This is a genomic window from Nonomuraea deserti, assembly GCF_004348685.1.
GTDB classification, from domain to species: domain Bacteria; phylum Actinomycetota; class Actinomycetes; order Streptosporangiales; family Streptosporangiaceae; genus Nonomuraea; species Nonomuraea deserti.
Window position 1 is genome coordinate 18,106 of the sequence record NZ_SMKO01000074.1, and the last position, 24,779, is coordinate 42,884.

General features: G+C 72.5%; 21 protein-coding genes. 13 read left to right on the forward strand and 8 right to left on the reverse strand.

Annotated features, from left to right (window positions below):
• Positions 1–8: 8 nt before the first annotated feature.
• Entirely contained in the window at positions 9–1,316 is a 1,308-nt protein-coding gene (thrS, locus tag E1292_RS25420) for a threonine--tRNA ligase (RefSeq protein WP_132597739.1), read from the reverse strand.
• A gap of 76 nt (positions 1,317–1,392) precedes the next feature.
• Here thrS and E1292_RS25425 point away from each other — a divergent pair, with 76 nt between their 5' ends.
• On the forward strand, positions 1,393–2,382 hold the full coding sequence (locus E1292_RS25425; protein ID WP_132597722.1) for a helix-turn-helix transcriptional regulator: 990 nt from the start codon (positions 1,393–1,395) through the stop codon (positions 2,380–2,382).
• 42 nt (positions 2,383–2,424) lie between these two features.
• Complete coding sequence (locus E1292_RS25430; protein WP_132597723.1) at positions 2,425–3,231, forward strand: class I SAM-dependent methyltransferase; 807 nt, start codon at positions 2,425–2,427, stop codon at positions 3,229–3,231.
• A gap of 21 nt (positions 3,232–3,252) precedes the next feature.
• On the opposite strand, the gene E1292_RS25435 is transcribed toward E1292_RS25430, so the two are convergent.
• Positions 3,253–3,714, reverse strand: a complete 462-nt coding sequence (locus tag E1292_RS25435; protein ID WP_132597724.1) for an ATP-binding protein — start codon at positions 3,712–3,714, stop codon at positions 3,253–3,255.
• A 180-nt stretch (positions 3,715–3,894) separates the two neighbouring features.
• On the opposite strand from E1292_RS25435, the gene E1292_RS25440 reads away from it, so the two are divergent.
• The 6 genes from E1292_RS25440 to E1292_RS25465 all read left to right on the forward strand — a co-directional run bounded on the left by E1292_RS25440 (position 3,895) and on the right by E1292_RS25465 (position 8,169).
• Positions 3,895–4,362 (forward strand): adenylyltransferase/cytidyltransferase family protein, encoded by a 468-nt coding sequence (locus tag E1292_RS25440; protein ID WP_132597725.1) that lies wholly within the window; start codon positions 3,895–3,897, stop codon positions 4,360–4,362.
• A 143-nt stretch (positions 4,363–4,505) separates the two neighbouring features.
• Entirely contained in the window at positions 4,506–5,093 is a 588-nt protein-coding gene (locus tag E1292_RS25445; protein WP_132597726.1) for a hypothetical protein, read from the forward strand.
• Positions 5,094–5,145: 52 nt separating this feature from the next.
• The gene (locus E1292_RS25450) at positions 5,146–5,889 is read left to right on the forward strand and encodes a DUF427 domain-containing protein (protein WP_132597727.1); all 744 of its coding nucleotides are present in this window, start codon (positions 5,146–5,148) and stop codon (positions 5,887–5,889) included.
• Positions 5,890–5,951: 62 nt separating this feature from the next.
• Positions 5,952–6,344, forward strand: coding sequence for a GntR family transcriptional regulator (locus E1292_RS25455; RefSeq protein ID WP_132597728.1), 393 nt, complete (start codon positions 5,952–5,954; stop codon positions 6,342–6,344).
• On the forward strand, positions 6,341–7,207 hold the full coding sequence (locus E1292_RS25460; protein WP_132597729.1) for an ABC transporter ATP-binding protein: 867 nt from the start codon (positions 6,341–6,343) through the stop codon (positions 7,205–7,207). Before E1292_RS25455 ends, E1292_RS25460 begins: the two co-directional genes overlap by 4 nt.
• Positions 7,204–8,169: an ABC-2 membrane transporter-related protein gene (locus E1292_RS25465; protein ID WP_132597730.1), complete on the forward strand. Its 966-nt coding sequence runs from the start codon at positions 7,204–7,206 to the stop codon at positions 8,167–8,169. The genes E1292_RS25460 and E1292_RS25465 overlap by 4 nt, the downstream gene beginning before the upstream one ends.
• Positions 8,170–8,194: 25 nt before the next feature.
• Here E1292_RS25465 and E1292_RS25470 read toward each other — a convergent pair whose 3' ends face one another.
• From E1292_RS25470 to E1292_RS52820, 5 genes are all read right to left on the reverse strand, one after another.
• Positions 8,195–9,457, reverse strand: a complete 1,263-nt coding sequence (locus E1292_RS25470; protein WP_132597731.1) for a M20/M25/M40 family metallo-hydrolase — start codon at positions 9,455–9,457, stop codon at positions 8,195–8,197.
• Positions 9,454–11,310, reverse strand: coding sequence for a dipeptidyl-peptidase 5 (locus tag E1292_RS25475; protein ID WP_246090324.1), 1,857 nt, complete (start codon positions 11,308–11,310; stop codon positions 9,454–9,456). Before E1292_RS25475 ends, E1292_RS25470 begins: the two co-directional genes overlap by 4 nt.
• Positions 11,311–11,314: 4 nt before the next feature.
• On the reverse strand, positions 11,315–12,550 hold the full coding sequence (locus E1292_RS54040) for a C39 family peptidase (RefSeq protein WP_246090325.1): 1,236 nt from the start codon (positions 12,548–12,550) through the stop codon (positions 11,315–11,317).
• Between the two features lie 123 nt (positions 12,551–12,673).
• Positions 12,674–13,783 (reverse strand): DUF5925 domain-containing protein, encoded by a 1,110-nt coding sequence (locus E1292_RS25490; protein ID WP_132597732.1) that lies wholly within the window; start codon positions 13,781–13,783, stop codon positions 12,674–12,676.
• Between the two features lie 59 nt (positions 13,784–13,842).
• Complete coding sequence (locus E1292_RS52820) at positions 13,843–15,321, reverse strand: serine/threonine protein kinase (RefSeq protein ID WP_220447056.1); 1,479 nt, start codon at positions 15,319–15,321, stop codon at positions 13,843–13,845.
• Between the two features lie 122 nt (positions 15,322–15,443).
• Here E1292_RS52820 and E1292_RS25500 point away from each other — a divergent pair, with 122 nt between their 5' ends.
• The 5 genes from E1292_RS25500 (at position 15,444) to scpA (ending at position 24,325) form a co-directional block, all read left to right on the forward strand.
• Positions 15,444–17,309: a CASTOR/POLLUX-related putative ion channel gene (locus tag E1292_RS25500; protein WP_132597733.1), complete on the forward strand. Its 1,866-nt coding sequence runs from the start codon at positions 15,444–15,446 to the stop codon at positions 17,307–17,309.
• Between the two features lie 41 nt (positions 17,310–17,350).
• Positions 17,351–18,289, forward strand: coding sequence for an S-methyl-5-thioribose-1-phosphate isomerase (gene mtnA / locus E1292_RS25505; protein ID WP_132597734.1), 939 nt, complete (start codon positions 17,351–17,353; stop codon positions 18,287–18,289).
• 82 nt (positions 18,290–18,371) lie between these two features.
• Positions 18,372–20,216 carry a peptidoglycan-binding protein gene (locus E1292_RS54045; protein ID WP_246090326.1) on the forward strand — a complete coding sequence of 615 codons (1,845 nt, stop codon included), beginning with the start codon at positions 18,372–18,374 and terminating at the stop codon, positions 20,214–20,216.
• A 60-nt stretch (positions 20,217–20,276) separates the two neighbouring features.
• Positions 20,277–22,181 carry a methylmalonyl-CoA mutase subunit beta gene (locus E1292_RS25520; protein ID WP_132597735.1) on the forward strand — a complete coding sequence of 635 codons (1,905 nt, stop codon included), beginning with the start codon at positions 20,277–20,279 and terminating at the stop codon, positions 22,179–22,181.
• Positions 22,178–24,325 carry a methylmalonyl-CoA mutase gene (gene scpA / locus E1292_RS25525; protein ID WP_132597736.1) on the forward strand — a complete coding sequence of 716 codons (2,148 nt, stop codon included), beginning with the start codon at positions 22,178–22,180 and terminating at the stop codon, positions 24,323–24,325. Before E1292_RS25520 ends, scpA begins: the two co-directional genes overlap by 4 nt.
• A 2-nt stretch (positions 24,326–24,327) precedes the next feature.
• Here the strand turns inward: scpA and E1292_RS51340 are convergent.
• The coding region (locus E1292_RS51340; protein WP_165974732.1) for a hypothetical protein at positions 24,328–24,779 on the reverse strand (452 nt) is incomplete at its 5' end.

Sequence of the window (24,779 nt, forward strand, 5' to 3'; positions counted from 1 at the left end):
TTCCGTTATCAGTACAAGGGACGCGAATCGGCCGCCAGCCGCTCGACGGGCACGTCACCGGCCTGGCTGCCGTCCCGCCGCCGCACCGCGATCCCGCCGTCCGCCGCCTCGCGCGGCCCCACGACGAGCTGGTACGGCACCAGCCGGTGCGCCCGGATCCTGGCCCCGAGACTGCCCCGGTCGGCGGGCGCCAGCTCCGCCCGCAGCCCGGCGGCCAGGCAGCGCCGCAGCACCGACTCGGCGGCGGGCAGCTCCGCGTCGGACAGCGGCAGCACCACCGCCTGAACGGGCGCCAGCCAGGAGGGGAACGCGCCGCCGTGCACCTCGATGAGGTGCGCGACCAGGCGCTCGACGCCGCCCACGACGCTGCGGTGCACCATGACGGGCCGCTCGCCGCCGGCGTAGCTCAGGTCGAAGCGCCGCGGCTGGAAGTAGTCGACCTGGACGGTGGACAGGGTGCTCTCGCGGCCGGCCGGGTCGGTGATCTGGATGTCGATCTTCGGCCCGTAGAAGGCGCCTTCGCCCCGCTCCTCGTCGTAGTCGCGCCCGCGCTCCTTCAGCACCTCGCGCAGCACCGCCTCCGACCGCGCCCACATGGCGGGGTCGTCCACGAACTTGTCGCCGTCGCCCCGCAGCGACAGCCGGTAGCGGGCGGCCCGGATGCCGAGCTGGGCGTGCGCGGCCTCGATCAGGTCGAGCGAGGCCGACACCTCGGCGGCGGCCTGCTCGGGAGCGCAGAAGACGTGGCCGTCGTTGAGCTGGATGGCGCGCACCCTGGTCAGCCCGCCGAGCACCCCGGACAGCTCCGAGCGGTACATCCCGCCCAGCTCCGCCAGGCGCAGCGGCAGTTCCCTGCGGCTGCGCCCGCGCGAGCGGTAGATGAGCGCGTGGTGCGGGCACAGGCTGGGCCGCAGCACGAACTCCTCGCCGCCCACGTTCATGGGCGGGAACATGTCCTCCGCGTAGTGCGCCCAGTGCCCCGATCGTTCGTACAGCTCGCGCTTGCCGAGCACGGGGGAGTTGACGTGCTGGTAGCCGTTGCGGCGTTCGAGCTCGTGAACGTAGTCCTCGACGGCCTTGCGCACGGCCGCGCCCGCCGGCAGCCAGCAGGGCAGGCCGGAGCCGATCAGCGGGTCGGTGTCGAAGATGCCCAGCTCGCGGCCGAGCCTGCGGTGGTCGTTCATGATCGTCCTTTGCGTGGAAAGGGCGAACGACCGCGTTCCCGGGCGTTCGCCCGGGAAGCATGGAATCAGCGCGCCGGGACGAGGTCCGGCGTCGTCGTGACGGAAGCGCGCTGCATGCGACGACCATAACATCCGGCGCGCCTCGGCTGTCACCGTGAAGGAAACCTTCACGAGAGTCCCAAGGAATGGCAAATGATATAAAGAGGCCGTGGCCGAGATCACCCTGGACGTCCGCCAGTTGCAGGTGTTCGCCGAGGTCGGCTACCAGGTCGCGGGCGGTGGGGGCGCGTACGCCGCGATGGCGGCGCTGCGCCGCGTGGTCCCGCTCGACGCCTACGAGTTCGTCGCGTTCGACCCCGCCACCGGGCGGCACCAGAGCGTCGTGTCCGACGGGCACCCGCGCATCGACCGCGACGCGGCGGAGGAGTACGCCGGGCTGGAGGCCTACCGCAGGGCGCTGGCCACCAGAGCGCCGGTCGGCATGCCCGAGCCGGGCACCGAGCGCTACTTCCGGCGCCATCTGGCCCCTTACGGGTGGCGGGCCGGGCTGACCGCGCCGCTGTTCCTCGGCGGCGGCCGCTACACCGGGCTGCTGCACCTGGTCTCCCGCGACGACTTCCCGCGCCGCACGAAAGCGCTCGTGGCCGCCGTCAGCCCCATGCTGGCCCACGTCACCGACCTGACCCGATGCGTGATCGACCCGGTGGGGCTGCCGGCCGACTTCCGCGCGGTCGCCTTCGACCGGCTCGGCATCCGGCGTGAGGTGCCGGGGCGCGAGATCTCGCCCGCGCTGCGGGACGACCCGGCGATGGCCGCCTTCGCCCGCGCGTTCATCGACTCGCGCGAGCTGAGCAGGCACGGGCTCTGGCTCGACGGCGCCGGCGGATGGCACGAGCTGCGGCTGCTCAGGGCGGGCGTCGGGTTCCAGGGAGCGCTGCAGGGGGCCGTCGCCGCCGAGCGCCCGTGCCCGCTGCCCTACGACCTCACGGGCCGGGAGGTCGACGTGCTCACCAGGGTGGCCGCGGGCGACTCCAACCCGCAGATCGCCGCCGCGCTCGTGCTCAGCGTCCGCACGGTCACCACCCACCTGGAGCACATCTTCGCCAAGCTGGGCTGCGACAGCCGCACCCGCCTGACCACCAAGGCCCTCGCCGAGGGCCTGTGCCGCCTCGACGTGCGGGGCGCGTTCGAGAAGTGACGGAGTGGCGATCGCCCGGAGCGCCACGGAAGGGTGTTCGCCGTGCAGGACGACGTCTACCGCTACAACGAGGAACGCTGGGAAGCCCTGGTGGAGGCGGACGCCTTGTTCACCCGCCCCATGCTCGACCTGGACGCGGAGCGGGCCCGCGACTATCTGAGCCTGGAGAGGCTGGGCCTTCCCGGCGACCTGGCGGGCAGGAAGGTGCTCTGCCTGGCGGGAGGAGGCGGGCAGCAGTCCGCGGCCTTCGCCCTGCTCGGAGCCGACGTGACGGTGCTCGACATCTCGCCGGGGCAGCTGGCGCGTGACCGCTCGGCCGCCGAGCACCACGGCGTCGGCGTCCGCACCGTCCAAGGAGACATGCGGGACCTGTCGGTTCTCGGCGGCTCCTCGTTCGACCTTGTCTGGCATCCGTACTCGTTGACGTTCGTCCCGGACTCCCGGATCGTCTTCCGCGAGGTCGCGAGAGTCGTCGCGCCAGGCGGGCACTACTACCTGATGTGCGCCAACCCGTTCTTCTCCGGGCTCACGCACGAGTCGTGGAACGGGGAGGGCTACACGCTCGAGCAGCCCTACACCGACGAAGCCATGACCTGCTATCCCGACCAGGACTGGGTCTACGACCGCACGCCGTCGGGCCGCGTCGTCCGCGAGCCCAGGGAGTACACGCAGACGTTGAGCCGGATCGTCAACGGACTGACCCGGGAGGGTTTCGTGCTGAGGCTACTCTCCGAGGTCCGCGGCGATCGCCGCGACGCGGAACCAGGGAGCTGGGAGCACTTCATGACGGTGGCCCCGCCCTGGCTGGAATTCGTCTGGCAGTACCGCCCCGGCGCCCCCGGAAGCTGAGGGACCGTTCCAAAGGCGGACCTAAACGGCCAGCTGCGCGGCCACGCGACCCTGGAGCAGCTCGAACCAGACGGTCGTCGAACCGTCCTCGCGGGTGAAACCCCAGCGGTGGCTGAGCGCCTCGATCAACGGCAGGCCCCGGCCGCTGGTCGCCTGCGCACTCGTACGGCACACGCAGGGAGGCCCCTCCGACCCGGCGTCCGCCACGAACACCCGCACCAGCGTGTCCGAGCGCGTCACGGTCACCGTGAACGACCCCCCGGCGCCGGACCGGCTGTGCAGCACCGCGTTCGTGGCCAGCTCGCTGGTGAGCAGCACGACGTCGTCGTGGAGGGGGTGATCGCGGCCGAGCGCGTCCGTCACGAGGCTCCTGGCCCTGGAGACCTGGGAGGGACTCCCCGGCAGCCGGGCCACGAGATCGTGGCCGGCGGGTGGATCGCCCTCTTCGGTCCCATCGACGCGGTGCGAGTCCGGCGGTGCCACGGCGACCTCCCCCAAATCCGGTGACTCTATGAGACGCGCGAGATGGGTGCTGGAGATTATCGCGAAAAGGTAGGAATGGGCTTTCCCAAGGTCGCCTGCGCTACCTCCGGCGGCGACCGAGTACGCTGCGATCGACGAGTCGTCCGGACCCCGGAGGAGCGCAGCGTGCGAGGAGGTGGCGTGAACAGCCTGGATGCCGTCTGGGTGCGGCCGTACGACCGGCCGGGTGCGGCGGTCGTGACCGGCGTCTTCGACATCCTGCACGTGGGCCATGTGCGCTATCTGGGAACGGTGGCCGAGCGCGGGCTGCCGCTGGTCGTCGGCGTCGAGGACGATCCGCGGGTGCGGGCGTGGAAGGGCCCCAGCCGGCCGCTCAACCCGGCGGCCGAACGCGCCGAGGTGCTGGCCGCGCTCCGCTTCGTGACCGGGGTGTTCATCGTGACGGGGCCGCCCGAGGCGCACGGGCCCGAGGACTACATCGACCTGCTCGCCCCGATGCGGCCGGGCGCGCTCGCGCACACGGCGGGCGACCCGCACGCGGGCGCGCGGGCCGCCGCCGCGGCGATCCTGGGCGCGGAGTGCTGGGAGATGGACGCCATTCCCGGCCGCTCGACCACCCGCATCGTGAACGCGGCGGGAAAGGGCTGACCACCGGGGGCGGGAGCCTGTGCCATGTCGGGCCCGCCGCGCGGGCCCGCCGCGCGGGCCGGCCGCCCGTCAGGCGTCCCGCGCGGGCCGGGCGCAGGCATGTCGCCGGGGCCGCGCGCCATGATCGCGTAATCTTGGCTGTCATGACGGGTGACCTCGTGGCGAGACAGGTGACCAACGTGCTGGCACCGCAGGTGCTGGTCATCGTCATGCCGCCGGTCGTGGGCCTGCTCGCGCAGGGCTGGAGCGGGGCGGCGTGGGGCCTGGTCGCCTCGGCGTTCTGCGGCGGAGTGCCGGCGGCGGTGATCGCGGTCGGCGTGCGCTCGGGGCGGCTCGACTCGCACCACATCGTCGACCGCGCCCGCCGCACGCGCCCGCTGCTGGCCGCGGTGGCAGCGGTGCTGGTGGCGCTGGCGCTGCTGGTCCTCATGGGTGCGCCGAGGTTGCTCGTCGCCACCGTGACCGCGATGCTGGCCGCGCTGGCGGTGACCGTGCCGATCACGCTGCGCTGGAAGATCTCCTTCCACGCCGCCGTCTGCGCGGGCACGGTGGTGGTGCTCGCGCACGTGCTGCCCTCCTGGCCGGCCGCGGTCGCCGGCGCCGCCGTCGTGGCGCTGGTGTGCTGGGCCAGGGTGCGCCTGACGCACCACACCTGGCCGCAGGTGGTGGCGGGCACGGCGGTGGGGGCGCTGGTGACGTGGGCCACGCTGGCCGCGTTCGGCCTGAGCTGATCACCGGGGATGATCGCGGAATAGCGGGGTGCGCGCGGCGGTTGCCGCGAGCATGGATGCCACGAAACGCGGCCGGGTACGCGTCGAGCGCACGGCCAAACGGGTGCGGACCTACCTCGGCGGCCGGGTGGTGGCCGACACCACCTCCGCCCTGCTGGTGTGGGAGGTCCCCTACTATCCGGCCTACTACTTCCCGCCGGCGGACGTCGACGAGTCGGCGCTCAAGCCGGCCGGCACGGCCAAGCACTCGCCGAGCAGGGGCGACGGCCTCGTGCACACGGTCACCGCGGGTGGCAAGGAGGCCCCCGGCGCGGCGCTGGTCTACCGCGACTCCCCGCTGGAGGAGATCCGCGGCCACGTGCGCTTCGAGTGGGACGCCATGGACGCCTGGTTCGAGGAGGACGAGGAGGTCTTCTTCCACCCGCGCGACCCGTACACCCGGGTGGACATCCTGCCGAGCTCGCGGCACGTGCGCGTCGAGGTGGACGGGGTGACCGTGGCCGACTCCCGCAGCCCGCACATCCTCTTCGAGACCGGGCTGCCGGCCCGCTACTACCTGCCGAAGCCGGACGTCCGGCTCGACCTGCTGGAGCCCACCGGCACGATCACGCACTGCCCGTACAAGGGGTCGGCCGAATACTGGTCGGTCAACGGCAAGGAGGACCTCGCCTGGTCCTACCGGACACCGCTGCCCGAGAGCGAGCGGGTCGCCGGGCTGATCGCTTTCTACGACGAGAAGCTCGACATCTACCTCGACGGCGAGCTGCAGGAGCGTCCCAAGACCAAGTTCGCCTGAGTTGACAGATCGCGAACTCGTACAACACCCTTTCACTATTCAAATAGTGAAAGGGTGTTGTAGTGATCGATTTCCAGCTCGACCGAGGGTCGGGGGTGTCGACCTACCTGCAGCTCGTCCACCAGGTCAGGCAGGCGCTCAGGCTCGGCACGCTGCGGCCGGGTGACCAGCTGCCGACCGCGCGCGAGGTGGTCGAGCGCCTGGCCATCAACCCCAACACCGTGCTCAAGGCCTACCGCGAGCTGGAGCGCGAGGGCCTGGTCGAGGGCCGGCCCGGCATGGGGACGTTCGTGCGCCGGGGGATCGCGGGCCCGACGCTCGCCGAGCACACCCGGTTGCGGCGCGGCCTGGAGGAGTGGGTGCGCGAGGCCCGCGCGGCCGGGCTCGACCAGGACGACCTGCGGGCGCTGTTCACCGTGGTCCTGGCCGACGCCGCGAAGGAGGGGGCGGCATGAGGCCCGCGCTCGAGGCGACCGGGCTCGGCGTGCGTTACCGCCGCACGTGGGCGCTGCGCGACTGCTCCCTGGCGGTCCCCGCCGGGCGCGTGGCCGCGCTCGTGGGGCCGAACGGCGCGGGCAAGTCCACGCTCATGCACGCCGCCGTCGGGCTGCTGCGGCCGGCTCGGGGGAGCGTCGGCGTGGCGGGCGAGGTGGCGTTCGTGGCGCAGGACAAGCCGCTGTACGAAGGTTTCACCGTCGCCGAGATGCTCTCCTTCGGGCGCAGGATGAACGCCCGCTGGGACGATCAGGGCGCCCGCGACCGGCTCGGCGCGCTCGGCATCCCGCTCGACCGGAAGGCGGGCCGCCTGTCGGGCGGGCAGCGCGCCCAGGTGGCGCTCACGCTGGCGCTGGCCAGGCGGCCCGACCTGCTCGTGCTGGACGAGCCGCTGGCCAACCTCGACCCCCTCGCCAGGCACGACGTGATGCGCACCCTCATGGGAGAGGTGGCCGAGCGGGAGCTGACCGTGCTGCTGTCCTCCCACGTCGTCTCCGACCTGGAGGAGACCTGCGACTGGCTCGTCGTGCTCAACGGCGGGCGGCTGCAGGTCAGCGGCGACATCGAGGACCTGCTGGCCGATCACCTCGTGCTCACGGGCCCCGCCGAGCTGGCCGGGGCGCTGGCGGCGCGGCCGACCGGCGGGGCGGGGGTGGTGAGCGGCGGCCCGGCCGGACGGCAGGCCACCCTGCTCGTACGCGGCGCCCCCGCGCTCGACCCGCGCTGGCAGGCACGGCCGGCGGGCCTGGAGGAACTCGTCATGGGCTACCTGCGCAGCCCCGAGTCGGCCGCCCTGCCGGGGCTCGCGGGGGTGGGCACGTGATCTGGCTGACCTGGCGCCAGCACCGGGCGCAACTGCTCGTGACGGCCGGCTTCCTCGCGCTGCTGGGGCTGCTCCTGCTGGGCTCCGCCGTGGAGGCCAGGCTGTACGTCGCCGGTCACGCGGCCCCCGGCTGTCCCGGGCCCGGCGTGGCGTGCGCGGACCTGGAGGTCGCGCTGGGGCGGCGCTACGACGCGGTCTACTCCGTGTTCGGCTGGATGCCGCTGGTGCTGCCCGCGCTGATCGGGGCGTTCTGGGGCGCGCCCCTGCTCGGCCGCGAGTACGAGCGTGGCACCCACCGGCTCGCCTGGACCCAGTCCGTGCCCGCGTGGCGGTGGCTGGCGGTCAAGCTGTCCCTTCTGGGCGGCGCGGTCGTGGCGTGTGGTCTGCTGCTGTCGCTCATGGTGAGCCTGTGGCGGCCGGTGTTCAGGGACGGGATCGACTCGTCGTTCGGGAACGTCGGCGTCTTCAACATGGTCGGGGTGGCGCCCGCCGCGTGGTGGTTGTTCGCGTTCATGCTCGGCACCGCGGCGGGGACCTTCTTCCGGCGTACGCTCCCGGCGATGGCGCTGGCCGTGGCCGTGGTGGCGGCGACGATGTTCACGCTGTTCGGGGTCAGCGACCACTACGCCGAGCCCGCGCGCGTGGAGCTGACCGGCACGGTGATCCTCGACGACACCGACGCCCGGCTGGTCGGCGCGTCCTGGGTCGACCCGTCGGGGCGGGAGATCCCCGAGCCGGGCTCCGCTAGCGGCTGCCCGCGCCGCGTGGACGCGGGGCGCAGCAGCCGCAACGCGGAGGCGTGGCAGGCGTGCCTGTTCGGCAAGGGATACAGGTACGCGGTGTACTACCATCCGCCGTCCCGGTTCTGGCGTTTCCAGTGGACGGAGGCGGGCATCCTGGTGCTCGCCTCGGCGGCCCTCACCGGCCTCACCGTCCGCCGCACCCTCCGCCACGCCGCCTGAACCCGGGAGGCGGCCGCAGGGCGGCTCAGGCGATCAGGCGGGCGAGCACGCGGGTGCCGAACTCCAGCCCCTCCACCGGCACCCGCTCGTCCTTGCCGTGGAACATCCCGAAGTAGTCGAGGTCCGGCCGGAGCATGAGCGGCGCGAAGCCGTACCCCTTGATCCCGATCCGCGCGAACGACTTCGCGTCCGTGCCGCCGGCCATCACGTACGGCACCGGCCGCGCGAGCGGGTCCTCGGCCACGAGCGAGCCCGCCAGCTCGTCGAAGAACGCCGACGGGTACGGCGCGGCGGGCGCGTCCTCCAGGTTGACGAACTCGCGGGTGATCTTCGGCCCGAGCAGCGCGTCGATCGTCTCCAGGAACTCGTCCCGCAGACCCGGCAGGTAACGCCCGTCCACGTGCGCCCCGGCGGTCGAGGGCACCACGTTGACCTTGTAGCCGGCGTCCAGCATCGTCGGGTTCGCGGAGTTGCGGATCTGGCCCTTGAACAGGCTGCCCAGCGGCCCCAGCCGGACCGCCTCCTCGTCCAGGCGGTCGAGGTCGATGCGCTGCCCGGTGATCTCCGACAGGTTCTCGACGAGCGCCGCGACCGACGGCGTCAGGCGTACCGGCCACTGGTGTGAGGCCACCCGCGACAGGGCGTGCGCCATCGTCGCGACCGGGTTGTCGACGGCGGGGCGGGAGCCGTGGCCGGCCACGCCGTGCGCGGTGAGCCTCATCCAGGCGGTGCCGCGCTCGCCCACCGCGATCGGGTAGACCCGGTGCTCGCCGGAGGCCACGCTGAACCCGCCCGACTCGCTGATCGCCTCCGTGACGCCGTCGAACAGCTCGCGGTGCTCGGTGACGGCGTGCCGCGAGCCGAAGTCGCCCGTCGCCTCCTCGTCGGCGAGGAACGCCAGCACCAGATCGCGCTTCGGGCGCACTCCCCGCGCGGCCAGGTCGAGCACGGTCGCGAGGGTCATCGCGCACGAGCCCTTCATGTCGACCGCGCCCCGGCCGTACACGCAGTCGTCCACGATCTCCCCGGAGAACGGGTGCATCCGCCACTCGGCCGGGTCGGCGGGCACGACGTCGAGGTGGCCGTGGATGAGCAGCGCGTCGGGGGAGTCGCCGTCGATCCTGGCCACGACGGTGGTCCGCTTCGGCGCCGACTCGAACACCACGGGCTCGAACCCGGCGTCGGCCAGCAGCGTGGCGACGTACTCGGCGGCGGGCCGCTCGCCCGAGCCCGGGTTGGTGGTATCGAACCTGATCAGATCCGAGCAGATCTCGGCAACGCTCTTCATGCTCTCCCCTTAAGCGTCAACGGCGGCACCTCGGGCGTCTCCAGGTCGAAGATCAGCCCGTAGAAGGCCAGCTCGGCCTCCAGCACCGCGACAATGGTCTCTTCCCTGCGCCAGCCGTGCTGCTCGCCAGGGAACGTCAGCAGGGCCCACGCCTTGCCGTGCCTGTCCAGCTCGGCGGCGAACCGCTCCGCCTGCCCGACGTCCACGATCGCGTCCTCCAGGCCGTGCAGCATCAGGCACGGGCCCGACGCGCGGGCGGCGTTCAGCAGCGGCGAACGCTCGGTGTAGCGCTGCCGCGTCTCGGGCAGCGGGCCCACCAGGCCGTCCAGATAGCGGGACTCGAAGTCGTGCGTCTCCGCGGCCCAGCTCTCCGGGTCGGTGATCGCGTAGTGCGCGACCCCGCCCGCGAACACGTCGCTGTGGACGAGCGCCGCCACCGTGGTCCAGCCCCCGGCGCTGCCACCGCGGACGGCGATCCGCGACGCGTCGGCCCGGCCCAGCTCCACCAAGCCACGGGCCACCTTGGCGCAATCCTGCACGTCGACCACGCCCCACTGGTGGCGCAGCCGCTCCCGGTAGGCCCGGCCGTAACCGGTCGAGCCGCCGTAGTTCACCACGGCCACGCCGATGCCCCTGCTGGTGAAGTAGGCGATCTCCAGGTCGAGCACGATCGGCAAATGCCCGGTCGGCCCGCCGTGCACGAAGATCACGTACGGGCCCGGGCCGGTGGCCCCCGACGGCGGGTAGAGGTGCGCGTGCACGCCCTCGATCGTCATCGCCTCCGGCGTGGGCAGCAGGTCCCCGTGCGGCAGCGGCTTCGGCGCCGACACGATCTCGTACGCGCCGTCGAGGTCGACCAGCGCCACCTCCAGCGGCGTGTACGGCGTCGCGCGCACCGCCGCCGCCTTGCCGCCCGCCACCGACACGGTCGAGGACCAGTGGGTGGCCGCGCCGCCGATCTCGCGCAGGTCGCCCGTCTCCGGGTCCAGCACGCCCAGGCGGCGGCGGTCGGCGGTGCCGTACACGACGACCAGGTCGCCGTCGTCCGCGAGCGCCAGGTACGTCATGCCCGGCTTCCACGCCGCGCCGCCGAACTCCAGCTCCATCGGCGTGAGGTTGCGGCTCGGCCCGCCGTCGGCGGGCACGAGGTGCACGTTCCACCAGCCGGTGGGGTCGGTGACCGCGTACAGGGTGGTGTCGTCGCGCCACTCGGCCTGGGCGACCGACTCGGCCGGGCCGCCCGCCACCACGCGGTGAGGGCCGGCCGTGCCGTCCGCGCGCAGCTCGGCGACGCAGAGCTCGGTGCCGTCCCAGGGCATGTTGGGATGGTCCCAGCCGATCCATGCGACATGGCGGCCGTTGGGTGATATCCGGGGATTCATCAGGAAATGGTGGGCTTTGACGATAACTCTGGTCCGGCCTCCGTCCAGCGGCACCGCCACCAGGTCACGCGCGTTCTCCGTCTCCCTGACCGCCCACACCTCCTCACGTCCCGGGGGCAGGTACAGGTCCGCGTAACGGTACGTACCCACGGGAGTGATCGCCATCGGGTCCCCACCCGCGTCGAGGCGGTAAAGGCGCTGGTCGGCCCAGTTGGTGAAGACGAGCCCGCCGCCGGGCAGCGGGCGCCAGGAGCGGCCGCCGTACTCGACCACCCGGTTGCGCGCGTTCCAGCCGGGCGGCAGGACGTCCACGCGGGAGCCGTCAGGGAGGCGGCGCACCACGCAGCGCCTCCCGCCCTCATGCGGGCGCGGCTCGTCCCACCAGGCCTCGGTGCCTGAGGGCGTGGCCACCGCCTCCACCCACTGAGGGCCGCCGTCGGTACGGGCCACGTCGATCGGTCGAATGCTCATGAACTCACCAATTGCCATTCGTACAGTCAGGAAGGGGATGTTCGGGTGGGTGGAGGACGTACACGATGCCGCCGCTGCCTGGACTCCTGAGCCACACGCGCTCGAAAGCGGCCCGCGGGTAGACCCGGCGGACCTCGGCCTCGGCCGGCGCGGCAGGGTCGTTCACGACGACGTCGCCCCCGGCGGTGAAACCCGTCACGACCATGATGTGCCCGTCCGTGGAGTAGCCGGAGCCGGGCAGCTCGTGCGCCTGGAACGACTGGGACGTGATCACGGGGATCCCGGCCCGTACGAACCGCTCCAGCTCCGCCGCCGACCGCAGCCGCGTCACGAACCCGGCCAGCCCGTACCGCCCCGCGTACGCGACGTTGAACGGCCAGTTGCCGGTGCCCTGGTAGCTCTCGTCGTACACGCCCATGGCCGCGTGGTCCACCATCGGCGCGGGGTCGTCCGCCCCGACCCAGGCCAGCTCGCCGGGGTCGGGGCCGCGGCCCCAGAAGCCGAGCACCATGGCCACCGAGGCGGGGCTGCACCAGTTGGCGCCGCCGCCGTCCCAGCGCGGGTGGTGCCCGGCGTGCGCGTACTGCGAGTGCCGGGGCACCGCCAGCTCGACGGCCCCCGCCCCGCGGCCGACGTCCGGCCTGGTGTCCGGGTTCGGTCTGGTGTCCGGGTTCGGTCTGGTGTCCGGGTTCGGTCTGGTGCCCGGGTTCGGCATGGTGCCCGGGTCCGGCCCGGCGTCTGCGCCCGGCGCGGCGGCGTCGCCCCCGCTGGCGTCGGCGCCCGGCTCGCCGACGGTGCCCGGCGGGAGCGAGGGCCGGGGCAGGGCCGAGGCCATCACGCCCAGGCTCGTGACGCGGACGCCCCCGCCGTGCCGGGTGACCCGCAGCTGGCAGGCCACGACGGGACGCCTGGCGACGAACGTGTCCACCGCCACGTCGCCGTCCCCGTCGCCCTGGCCGGGCACCGAGGTGCGCGGATCGCCGTGCTCGGACCAGCGGCCCATGACGTACCACTTGGTGCGGGCGCCGGACGCCGTCGTGGCGCGCAGCGCGATCTCGATCCACGTGCCCGGCGGGGTGCGGGCGGTCCACGAGGGCACGAGCTGCGTGGCGGCGAAACCGATCGGGTGCTCCTCACCGATCCAGGTGCGCGGCCCTCCGTCGGGCACCGCGAAGCGGGCGAAGGCAACGGGGGACAGGTCGACGGTGAGCACCACCCATATTGTGGTTTCGCACTCCATGTCGCACATCGGATGGTTTACGTACCGGCTCGCCCGCGCTGCCCCTCCAGGATGAGCGGAACCGCGCCGGAATCGGGGACGCCGCACACCTGCCTGTCCTGAGCGGATGCGCGGGCCCGGCGGTCAGAGGTACAGGCCCGTGGAGTCGTTGTCGAAGGAGTGGGGGATCTCGCGGCCCGCGCGGAGCGCGTACAGCTCCGCGAGCGTCGCCCCCGACGGGCCCACGCCCTGCGACGTGCCGAGCCACGCGATCGCTTCGTCCCTGCTCAGCGGCCCCACCTCGAGCTGCGCCAGGCAGCGGCCCGGGCGTACGACGGCGGGGTGGAGGCGGGCGAGGTCTTCGTTCGTCGTGATCGCCACGAGCACGTCGCGGCCCTGGCCGAGCAGGCCGTCCGTCAGGTTGAGCAGGCGCGACAGACCCTGACCCGCCTGCGCCTTGGCACCGGCGCTGATCAGCTCGTCGCAGTCCTCCAGGACGAGCAGCCGCCAGCGCTGGGCGTCCTCATCGGTGTCGTAGCCGACCGCCACCTCCATCAGGTACCCCGGCTCGTTGAACAGCCGCTCGGGGTCGAGCACGCAGTCGACCTGGCACCAGTCGTGCCACTGCTTGGCCAGCGTGCGCAGCAGCGTGGTCTTGCCCGTGCCCGGCTGGCCGTGCAGGAGGATGAGCCGGCCGTTCACGTCGGAGGGCGTGACGGACATCAGCTTGTCGAGGGACGCGCGCACCTTGCCGGAGTAGTTGGCGCTGATCTCGTTCCACGGCTGCGCCGTGATCGGCCGCTCCGAACGGGTGCCGCCGTGCGTGCCGCGCCACCAGAAGCCCATCTCGACGTGGTCGACGTCCGGCATGGCCTCTTCCGCGCCGTCGATGGTCTCGTGCAGCACCGACTTGGCCAGTTCCTCGCTCACCGCCGTCACGCTGACCGTGGCCGTGCGGTCGCGGTGGCGCACGACGCGCAGGGTCCAGCCGTCGCCGCAGATGAGCCGCGACTCCGGGCCGTCCTCGACCCGCGCGGTCCGCAGCACGCGGCCTTCGGCGGGGCTGAGCGTGGCCTCAGGGCGTACGCGGTCCAGGTTGGCCAGCCGGGACCAGGGCTGCGCACCCGTCGCGAACGGCGACAGCGCCAGGGCGTCGATGAGGTCGATGGCGGAGTCGGCGTCGTCGATGCAGATGTTCATCGGCAGCCCTGAGGCGTCCGGGCTGGGGAACGGCACCTCCCTGATCACTGACATATCGGTAATGATCTCCGCAGGGTCGTCGGATGTCGAAGGGTTTCCGGGAGGAGAAGTGGTCATTCCTTGTTGAGGGTACCCGTCTGCGAGATGAGACCGAGGCCCGGAACGTCGCGCCAGGTATAGGTGAGCGAGCCGCCCTCCAACGCCAGCACGATGGTGCCGGGGACGCAGGCGCCCTCGTTCCGGCCCAGGGCGAAGGTCAGCCGGGTCTCCTCCACCTTTATCAGGGTGATGGTGCCCCTGCAGTCGTCGTCGCCGTCGCGTTCCCGCCACTTGGCGGTGGACTCGCCCTCCTTCAACTCCACCGTGTTCTCGTTGTCGTCGGGGTCCATCGGGTTGGTGCTGGTGGTACGGCCCGTCCAGACGCCCTCGAAGCGGACCGGGATCCGCAGGCCCGCACCGGGCGGCGGCTCGGACCCGGTGGGTGTGGCGCCGGCGGAGGCGGTGCTCGATCCGGCGGTCGACGGGGTGCCCGACGGCCCGGTCGGCGACTGCGTGGGTGGAGCGGCCGTGGGCGAGCGGTCGCCCTCCGCGAGCGGGGGGCGTATGAGCAGGGCCGCGGTGGTGGCCGCGGCGGCGGCGACCACGACCGCCATCGCGCCGATCAGCAGACCACGCCTGCGGACGCGCCGTGTCTTGCCCGTGGCCTTCGCGCTGCTGAGCGGTCCCGTGGGGCCGGTGCGGCCGGCGTGCGGTGACGGTGCGGCGGAAGGCGCTCCCGATCCCGCGGGCGGTCCTGCCGGGCGGTCGGGGTTGACCAGGGACACCATGAGCTGCTGCGCCGAGGGGCGGTGCGCGGGGTCCTTGGACAGGCAGGACGCGATCAGCCCGCGCAGGCGCGGCGGCAGCGGTGACAGGTCGGGCTCCGCGTGCAACACCCGGTGCAGCACGGCGGGGACGGTGTCGGCCCCGAACGGGCTCGTGCCCGTGGCCGCGTACACCATGGAGGCGGCCCACGCGAAGACGTCGGAGGCCGGAGCCGCGGGCGTGCCGTTGATCTGCTCGGGCGCCAGGTAGGCGGGCGTGCCGATCAGGCCGGAGGTGATGGTCGCCGCCCCCTCCGCCCTGGCGATGCCGAAGTCGACCACCCTGGGCCCGTCGGGGCCGAGCAGCACGTTGGACGGCTTGAAGTCGCGGTGCACGATCCCGGCCGCGTGGATGGCGGCCAGCGCCGTGGCCGTGCCCACCACCAGGCGTTCCAGGTCGCCGCCCCGCAGCGGGCCGCGCTCGCGTACCCGGTCGGTCAGCGAGGGGCCTTCCACGTATTCGCTCACGACGTAGGGCCGCGGCCCGCCGGTGGAGACGTCGAGCACCCGGGCCGTGCAGAAGGAGGCGATGCCCGCCAGCGCGTCGAGCTCGCGCGCGAGCCTGGCCCTGGTCTCGGCGTCGCCGGTGCCGAGCAGCTTGACCGCGACCAGCTCGCCGGAGGGGGAGCGGGCCAGGTAGACCACGCCCTGCCCGCCCTCGCCGAGCCTGCCGTCCAGGCGGTAGTCGCCCACTGACGGAGGGTCGTCTGGTGTCAGGGGGGTCACCATGGGCGATACGTTACCGTCGTCACGCACGCGGCAAAGATCCCATCGCCATGCGGATGCCAAGATCCACCGGTACTTTAGATCGTTGGGTTATTTTCACTCCTTACGCGGAGGTATCAGGGGAAGTGTCGAAGATCACGTTCCGCGAAAGGGCGCGGTACTGGTTCGACAACACCATGTCCAGGGGGACGGCTTCGCTGATCGGCTGGCTGGCCCTGGTGTCGGTCGCGCTCCTCGTCGTGGTCACGGTGCTGACGCTCTGGCTCGCGCCCAACGAGCCGGAGGGCGTGACCGGTCCCGGACACGTGCTCTGGGTCGCGCTCATGCACGCGCTCAGCCCCGGCAAGATCTCCAGCGATGAAGGCTCGACGGCCTACATGACGGTGATGTTCGTCGGCTCGCTCGGCGGCATCTTCATCGTCAGCATGCTCGTCGGCCTGCTCTCCAACGGGCTCAAGCAGAAGGTCGACCGCCTGCGCAGGGGCCGCTCGCGGATCGTCGAGTCCGGTCACACGGTGGTGCTCGGCTGGTCCGACCAGATCTTCACGATCGTGGCCGAGCTGGCCAAGGCGCAGGCGAGCCAGCGCAACTCGGTGATCGCCATCCTGGCGGAACGTGACAAACTGGAGATGGAGGAGCAGATCCGCGAGCACGTCGGCGACCTGGGCAAGACGCGCGTCGTCTGCCGCACCGGGCGGCCCACCGAGCCGCACGACCTCGACCTGATGAACCTGGCGGCGGCCCGGTCGGTCGTCGTGCTCTCGCCCGAGCGTGAGGATCCCGACGCCCACGTCATCAAGATCCTGCTCGCGCTGGCCAAGCGCGAGGGCGTGCACCCGCCGGCCGTCGCGGCGCTGACCTCCAGCCGCAACATCGCCGCCGCCCGCCTGGCCGGCGGCCAGGAGGTGCACCTGGTCGACTCCGACGACACCGCGTCCCGGCTCATCGTGCAGTCCTCGCGCCAGTCCGGCATGTCCGTGGTGTGCATGGACCTGCTCAACTTCGACGGCGGCGAGATCTACCTGCGCACCCCGAAGAAGCTCGTCGGCGTCACGTACGGCGAGGCGCTGCACGCGTACCAGACCGCCTCCGTGATCGGCCTGCGCCGGCCGTCCGGCGTCGTGCTGAACCCGCCGGGCGACACCGTCATCGACGCCGACGACCAGGTCATCGTCATCGCCCACGACGACTCCCACGTCCGCCTGGCGGCCGGCATGCCGTCCATCGAGGACGGCGCCGTCGTCGAGACGGAGCGCACGCCCGCCGAGCCGGAGCGCACGCTGCTGCTCAACTGGAACGGCAGGGCCGAACAGATCGTCCGCTACCTCGACGGCTACGTCGCCCCCGGCGCCGTCCTGGAGATCGCCGCCGACCACCCCAAGGCCGGCACCGGCCTGGCCGGCCTGCGCCACCTCACCGTCAACGTCAAGGACTGCGACACCACCGACCGCTTCGCCCTCGAATCGCTCGGCGTCGGCCTCTTCCAGCACGTCATCGTGCTCAGCGACGACCGTTTCGACCCGCACCACTCCGACACGCGCACGCTCATGACGCTGCTCCAGCTCCGCGACATGCAGAGCGCGCTCGGCGAGCACTACTCGATCGTCAGCGAGATGCACGACGAGAACAACCGCTCCCTGGCCGAGGTCACCGAGGCCGACGACATCGTCATCAGCGACACCGTCATCGGCCTGCTCCTCGCCCAGCTCGCCGAGAACCGGCACCTGGCCGACGTGTTCGGCTACCTGTTCGACTCGCGCGGATCGGAGATCTACCCGCGCCCCGCCGGCTCCTACGTGAAGACGGGGGTGCAGGTGTCGTTCTCCACGGTCGTGGAGTCCGCCAGGCGCAGGGGCGAGACGGCCATCGGCTACCGCAAGAACACGGCGAGGAACGATCCGCCGCACTACGGCATCGTCCTCAACCCGGACAAGTCCGAGCCCGTCGTCCTGGAGGAGGCGGACTCGGTGATCGTGCTCGCCGAACGCTGACCCCGCGCCGCGATGGGTCGCGGTGGGTTACCGTGTGCCCCGTGAGGACCATTGACTGGGTGGACGGCGCGGTCGAGCTCGTGGACCAGACGCTGCTGCCCGACAAGTGCGTGATGCTGCGCATCCACACTGTGGACGACCTCGTCGACGCCATCAGGCGGCTGGCCGTGCGCGGCGCCCCCGCGCTCGGCGTGGCCGGGGCGCTGGGCGTCGTGCTGGCCGGGGGCGACCCCGGCCGGATCGCCAGGCTCCGCGCCGCCAGGCCGACCGCGGTCAACCTCGCGTGGGGCGTCGACCAGGTCGCCGCGCACCTGCCGGAGGGCCGCGACGCGGTGCTCGCCGCCGCGCTGCGCGTCCGCGACGCCGACATCGCCGCCTGCAGGTCCATGGGGGAGCGCGGCGCCGACCTCCTCGACGGCGACCGGCTGCGGATCATGACCGTCTGCAACACCGGCGGGCTCGCCGCCGTCGAACGCGGCACCGCGCTCGGCGTCGTCCAGACGCTGCACGAGCGCGGGCGGCTGGCCGAGGTGCTGGCGCTGGAGACCCGGCCGCTGCTGCAGGGCGCCCGCCTCACCACGTGGGAGCTGGCCAGGATGGGGGCGCCGCACCGGCTCATCGCCGACTCCGCGGGCCCCTACCTGCTGGCCAAGGGCGAGGTGGACGCCGTGCTCATCGGCGCCGACCGCATCGCCGCCAACGGCGACACCGCCAACAAGATCGGCTCGTACGCGCTCGCGCTCGGAGCGGAACGCGCCGGGGTGCCGTTCGTGGTGGTCGCGCCCGAGTCCACGATCGACCAGAACACCCCGTCCGGCGAGCACATCGCGATCGAGGACCGAGGCGAGGACGAGATCGTGGCCATCAGAGGGGTGCGCGTGGCTCCGGAGGGCACGCGTGCGGTGAACCCGGCGTTCGACGTGACACCGCACGACCTCATCACCGCGATCGTGACGGACCAGCGGGTGATCCGCCCCTGAGCAAATCCCCCATCTCCAGGACCTGTCCGCGCCACCCGCGTTACGCTCGGTCGTCACCGACAGCGACCCCCGGAGCTCACCTGTGGCCATCGACCTGGTATCAAGGCGCGACTGGAACGCTCGCGCCCCACGCGGCGACTACACACAGCTCGACTCCACCAAAGGGGTGAAGGTCCACTACACGGGTGGCAGGATCGACCCCGGCATCGTCTCCGACCACAACGCCTGCACGGCCTTGGTACGTTCCATCCAGGGTCACCACATGGACGGCAACGGCTGGATCGACATCGGCTACTGCGTGGACGAGAAGACCGACATCCTCACCCGGCAGGGGTGGAGGTCCTGGCGTGAGCTGCGCCCCGGCGACATCGCGCTCACGCTCGACCACGGCACGGGCATGTCGGAGTGGCAGCCCGTGCTGGAGGTGTGCGTGTTCCCGGCGCGGGAGCGGGAGATGATCCGGATGGAAGGCCCCGGCCACTCCTCGTTGACCACGCCCCATCACCGGTGGCCGGTGGAGCGCCGTCGCCGCGGCCCCGGCTCCGTACGGTGGAGGGGCCCGGAGGCGAAGTGGCTGCCCGCCGCGAGGGCGGCCCCGACGGTCACCCTTCGTGAGCGCCGGTGGGCGACCACCGAGACCATCGGCCAGGACGACCGCATCGCGATCGCGGCTCCCTGCGCCGACCTGCCGTCCGAGCCGAAATGGTCGGACGCCTTCGTGGAGCTGGCCGCGTGGTTCTGGACGGCTGGGGTCGTCGAGCGCACCCGGCCTCTGGGCGGCGTCGCGATCCACCGGTCACCGGATGACGACGCGCATCTCGCGCGCATCCGTGCCGCGCTCCACGGGGTCTTCGGCCCTCCCGCCGGTCGGCTCCGCCGGCAGGGGAGCGGCGGTCCCCGATGGCGGGAGACGACGACGGGCGATCGCGTCACCTTCCGTCTCCCGGCCGGCGCGGGCCGGCGGCTGCTCGAGGTGGCGCCCGGCAGGGTGCCCGCGCTCGACTTCCTGCTCTCCCTGTCGAGGGCGCAGCTCGCCCTGTTCGTGGAGACCTCGCTGACGGCGGGTGACGCCGGGCCCGACGGGCTCGTGCGGAAGGACCGGGCGGCGGCGGAGGCCTTCATGTTCGCCGTGCTGCTGTCAGGGTCGGGAGCGTCGCTGCACCGCGTGCCGCCGGTCGGTGACACGGGAACGGACGGGTGGACGGTCTCCGTCGACAGACGGCGGCACGTCGTGCCGCGACCGGCCGCACAACACGGCGACGCCGGCTTCACCATCGGGAAGGAGACGTACCACGGCCAGATCTGGTGCCCCAGGACCGCGAACCAGAGCTGGCTGGCGCGCAGGGACGGGACCGTCTACTTCACCGGCAACACCATGATCGCCTGCCCGCACCGGAAGGTGTTCCAGGGGCGCGGGCCGCATCACCTGCCCGCCGCCAACGGCCCCGGGCTCAACTCCGGCCACTACGCCGTGCTCGGGCTGGTGGGCAACGCGGGGCTCGTTCAGCCGCCCGACGGCGTCCTGCACGCGATCGTCGACGCGATCGAGCACCTGCGCGGACGCGGCCGCGCAGGCAAGGAGATCAAGGGGCACCGCGACGGCTACGCCACCGACTGCCCCGGCGACCCGCTCTACGCCTGGGTCAGGCGTGGCGCCCCGCGTCCCGGCACGCCCGCGCCGCCGGCGCCCTCGACGCCGCCGTTCCCCGGGCGGCTTCTTAGGTATCCTCCGGTGACGCGCGGCGAGGACGTGCGGACGTGGCAGGCGCAGATGAGGAAGCGCGGCTGGGACATCGACGTGGACGGCGCGTACGGTTCCGAGTCGCGCGACGTGTGCCGCAGTTTCCAGCGCGTGCAGGGAGTCGACGACGACGGGATCGTGGGCCCGATCACGTGGCGGCTGACGTGGGAGGCCCCGACCAGCTGATCTCGTGTAGGGGTGGACCCTGGGTTACTGGGTTCGCGGCCTTCCGCCTACTATCCGAACATGGAACTGGCAGCGGGGTTCGCGCCCGTGTCGCGCGAAGACTGGCGGGCGCTGGCGGTGGCGGTGCTGCGCAAATCCGGGGTCGAGGCGGACTCCCCCGAGGAGGCGCTGTCGACCCTCACCTACGACGGGGTGACGGTCGCGCCGCTCTACGACGCCGGCGACCTGCCTGAAGATCCAGGGCTGCCAGGCGCGGCCCCATACGTCCGCGGGGCCAGGGCCGTGCCCGGATGGGACGTGCGGCAGCGGCACACCGTGGCCGACCCCGAGGCCGTGCTGGCCGACCTGGAGAGCGGCGTCACCTCACTGTGGCTGGTCGCCGGGCCTGGCGCCATCCCGGTGGGCGAGCTCGGCACGGTGCTGAAGGACGTCTACCTCGACCTGGCCCCCGTCGTGCTGGAGGCCGGTGAGCTCGCCGCTGAGGCGGCCGAGTCGCTGTTCGCCCTGGCCGCCGCCCGCGGCACCACGCTGAGCGGCAACCTGGGGGCCTCCGGCGCGCTCGGGGCCGAGCTGGCGCGGCGCTGCGTCGCCGACTTCCCCGGCCTGCGGGCCGTCGTCGTCGACGCGACCCCCTACCATGACGCCGGCGCGAGCGACGCCGAGGAGCTCGGCTGCTCGATGGCGCGGGGCGTCGCGGAGCTGCGGGCGCTCACCGGCGGCGGGCTCTCCGTCGAGCAGGCGCTGGGGCAGATCGAGTTCCGGTACGCCGCCACCGCCGACCAGTTCGCCACCATCGCCAAGCTGCGCGCGGCGCGCCGGCTCTGGGCCAGGGTCGCCGAGGTCTGCGGCGCCGCCGAGCACGGGGGCCAGGCGCAGCACGCCGTGACGAGCGCGGCCATGATGACCGCCCGCGACCCCTGGGTGAACATGCTGCGCACCACGCTCGCCTGCTTCGCCGCCGGCGTGGGCGGAGCCGAGGCGGTCACGGTGCGGCCGTTCGACGCCCGCCTCCGGCTCCCGGACGCCTTCTCCCGCCGCATCGCCCGCAACACGCAGGCGCTGCTGCTGGAGGAGTCGGGTGTGGGGCGGGTGATCGACCCCGCCGGCGGCTCCTGGTACGTCGAACGCCGCACCGCCGACCTGGCCGGGCGGGCGTGGGACTGGTTCCAGGAGATCGAGGCCTCCGGGGGGATCGTGGCGGGGGCCGGGCTGGTGTCCGATCGGATCGCCGCCACCCGTGCCCGCCGTGCCGACGACATCGCCCACCGGCGCCACCCGATCACGGGCGTGAGCGAATACCCCGACATCCACGAGAAACCCCTCCGCCCCACCCCGGCCTCCGGCACACCCCCGCAGGGGACGCCTGACGACGTCCGGAGGGACGCGTCGGCAGAAGGGGCCGGTCCTCCGGCCCCGCGGGGAGTCCCGGATGACGTCCGCAGGGATGCCGCGTCCGTGGAGCGTGCCGCTCCTCCCGACGCGCCGCGGGCCGGCGGCGCCGCGGAGCCGCCGGAGGGCGGCGGGAGCGCGGCGTTGCCGCGGGTGCGTTACGCCGAGCCGTTCGAGGAATTGCGCGACCTGGCCGACGCGCAGGCCGAGCGCCCCAAGGTGTTCCTCGCCACCATCGGCCCCGTGGCCGCCCACACCGCCAGGGCCGCGTTCGCGGCGAACCTGTTCCAGGCGGGCGGCCTGGATACCGAGACCGCGGGCCCGGGAACCGATCCCGAGCAGATCGCCACCGCCTTCGCCGTCAGCGGCACGACGGTCGCCTGCCTGTGCTCGACCGACAAGCTGTACACCCAGCACGCCGCGGCCGTCGCCACCGCCCTGCGCAGGGCAGGGGCGAAGAAGGTGTGGCTGGCGGGGAAGGGAGACTACGACGGCGTGGACGCCACCCTCCACGCGGGCTGTGACGCGCTGGCCGTGCTCCGCACGACCTTCGACGACCTGGAGGTGACCCGATGATCCCGGACTTCTCCGGCATCCCGCTCGACGGCGGGCCCAAGCCGGGGACGGACGCCCCCGATCCGGCGGGCGAGGTGTGGGAGACACCCGAGGGCATCGAGGTCAAGCCGCTCTACACCGCCGGCGACCTCGACGGTCTCGATTTCCTGCGCACCTATCCCGGCGCGGCCCCCTACCTGCGCGGCCCGTACCCCACGATGTACGTCAACCAGCCGTGGACGATCCGCCAGTACGCGGGATTCTCCACGGCCGAGGACTCCAACGCCTTCTACCGGCGCAACCTCGCCGCGGGGCAGAAGGGCCTGTCGGTCGCGTTCGACCTGGCCACGCACCGCGGCTACGACTCCGACCACCCCCGCGTCGCCGGGGACGTGGGCATGGCCGGGGTGGCGATCGACTCCATCTACGACATGAGGCAGTTGTTCGACGGGATCCCGCTCGACCGCATGTCTGTCTCCATGACCATGAACGGCGCCGTGCTGCCCGTTCTCGCGCTGTACATCGTGGCGGCCGAGGAGCAGGGTGTCGCGCCCGAGCAGCTCGCGGGGACGATCCAGAACGACATCCTCAAAGAGTTCATGGTCCGCAACACCTACATTTATCCCCCGGCACCGTCGATGCGGATCATTTCGGATATTTTCGCGTATACGAGCGAGAAGATGCCGAAATTCAATTCGATCAGCATTTCCGGCTACCACATCCAGGAGGCCGGCGCCACGTGCGACCTCGAGCTGGCCTACACGCTGGCCGACGGGGTCGAATACCTGCGGGCCGGGGTCGCCGCCGGCATGGACATCGACCGGTTCGCGCCGCGGCTGTCGTTCTTCTGGTGCATCGGCATGAACTTCTTCATGGAGGTCGCCAAGCTGCGGGCCGCCCGGCTGCTGTGGGCCAAGCTCGTCTCCGGATTCAACGCGAAAAACCAGAAATCGCTGAGCCTCCGTACGCACAGCCAGACCTCCGGCTGGTCCCTGACCGCGCAAGACGTGTTCAACAACGTCGCCCGCACCTGTGTCGAGGCCATGGCCGCCACCCAGGGCCACACCCAGTCGCTGCACACCAACGCCCTGGACGAGGCCCTCGCCCTGCCCACCGACTTCTCCGCCCGCATCGCCCGCAACACCCAGCTGCTCCTCCAGCAGGAGTCGGGAACCACGCAGGTGATCGACCCCTGGGGCGGCTCCTACTACGTCGAACGCCTCACCCACGACCTCGCCGAACGCGCATGGGAGCACATCCAGGAGGTCGAGGCCGCCGGCGGCATGGCCAGGGCCATCGAGGCGGGCCTGCCCAAGCTGCGCATCGAGGAGGCGGCCGCCCGCACCCAGGCCCGCATCGACTCGGGCCGCCAGCCCGTCATCGGCGTGAACAAATACCGCGCCACCGGTGACGAGGACATCGAGGTGCTCAAGGTCGACAACAGCTCCGTACGCGCCCAGCAGCTCGACAAGCTCGCCAGGCTCCGTGCCGAGCGCCACGAGCCCGACGTCCAGCACGCGCTCGACGCGCTCACCAAGGCCGCCGACAACCCCGCGCCCGGCTTGGAGCACAACCTGCTCAAGCTGGCCGTCGACGCCGCCCGCGCCAAGGCCACGGTGGGCGAGATCTCCGACGCGCTGGAACGGGTCTTCGGCAGGCACGCCGAGCAGGTCCGTACCATCTCAGGGGTGTACCGCGACGAGTCAGGCCCCTCAGCCGCCATCGAACGCGTCCGCCAGGCCTGCGCCGACTTCGAGCGCGCCGAAGGGCGCCGCCCGCGCATCCTCGTCGCCAAGATGGGCCAGGACGGTCACGACCGCGGCCAGAAGGTCATCGCCACGGCTTTCGCCGACCTCGGCTTCGACGTCGACGTCGGCCCGCTGTTCCAGACGCCGGAAGAGGTCGCCAGGCAGGCGGTCGAGGCCGACGTGCACATCGTGGGCGTGTCGTCGCTGGCCGCCGGCCACCTCACGCTGGTGCCCGCGCTGCGCAAGGCGCTGGCCGACCACGACGCCGGCGAGACCATGATCGTGGTCGGCGGCGTCATCCCGCCGGACGACCACGACGCGCTGCGGGCCGCCGGCGCCGCCGCGATCTTCCCGCCGGGCACCGTGATCGCCGACGCCGCCCTCGACCTCATCGACCAGCTGAGGAGGCGTCCATAGGGCTACTGCGGGCACATGGTGACGGAGACGGTCCGCTGGGTGGTGAGAGGAGAGGTGATCCGCAACGTGACCTTGTGGACGCCCCCCGCACTCGTGAGGCTGCGGGGCGCGGCCAGATAGCGCCGGCCGTTCCGCGAGATCCCCGCATTCGCGCGGCCTATCGCGGAGCCGTCGACGTACCAGGTGTAGGCGAAGTTCACCGCCTCGCCGGTCCGCTCGACCAGCGCCTGGAGCGTCGCCTCACCGCCCGCCCAGCAGTCGCCGTTCCTGGCGCCCCCGGCTCGTACGTAGACCAGCCTCAGCCGGCCCTCCGTGGCGCGGCCGGTGCCGGTCGAGTCGTCGGGCTGGGGGGTGGTGGTACGGCTGCGCCTGGGCCGCTCGGACCTGGTGGCGGACGGAGAGGCCGTCGGCGCGTCGCTGACGACGGCGAGTCTCGTGGTCTTGGGGGTGGGCG

Bases quoted from the DNA above. Each gene is read 5' to 3' on its own strand.
- thrS (WP_132597739.1), bottom strand. From the start codon at position 1,316: ATGTTATGGTCGTCGCATGCAGCGCGCTTCCGTCACGACGACGCCGGA.
- E1292_RS25520 (WP_132597735.1), top strand. From the start codon at position 20,277: ATGGAACTGGCAGCGGGGTTCGCGCCCGTGTCGCGCGAAGACTGGCGG.
- scpA (WP_132597736.1), top strand. From the start codon at position 22,178: ATGATCCCGGACTTCTCCGGCATCCCGCTCGACGGCGGGCCCAAGCCG.
- E1292_RS52820 (WP_220447056.1), bottom strand. From the start codon at position 15,321: ATGGTGACCCCCCTGACACCAGACGACCCTCCGTCAGTGGGCGACTAC.
- E1292_RS25470 (WP_132597731.1), bottom strand. From the start codon at position 9,457: ATGAAGAGCGTTGCCGAGATCTGCTCGGATCTGATCAGGTTCGATACC.
- E1292_RS25450 (WP_132597727.1), top strand. From the start codon at position 5,146: ATGGATGCCACGAAACGCGGCCGGGTACGCGTCGAGCGCACGGCCAAA.
- E1292_RS25475 (WP_246090324.1), bottom strand. From the start codon at position 11,310: ATGAGCATTCGACCGATCGACGTGGCCCGTACCGACGGCGGCCCTCAG.
- E1292_RS25460 (WP_132597729.1), top strand. From the start codon at position 6,341: ATGAGGCCCGCGCTCGAGGCGACCGGGCTCGGCGTGCGTTACCGCCGC.
- E1292_RS25490 (WP_132597732.1), bottom strand. From the start codon at position 13,783: ATGTCAGTGATCAGGGAGGTGCCGTTCCCCAGCCCGGACGCCTCAGGG.
- E1292_RS25445 (WP_132597726.1), top strand. From the start codon at position 4,506: ATGACGGGTGACCTCGTGGCGAGACAGGTGACCAACGTGCTGGCACCG.
- E1292_RS54040 (WP_246090325.1), bottom strand. From the start codon at position 12,550: ATGGAGTGCGAAACCACAATATGGGTGGTGCTCACCGTCGACCTGTCC.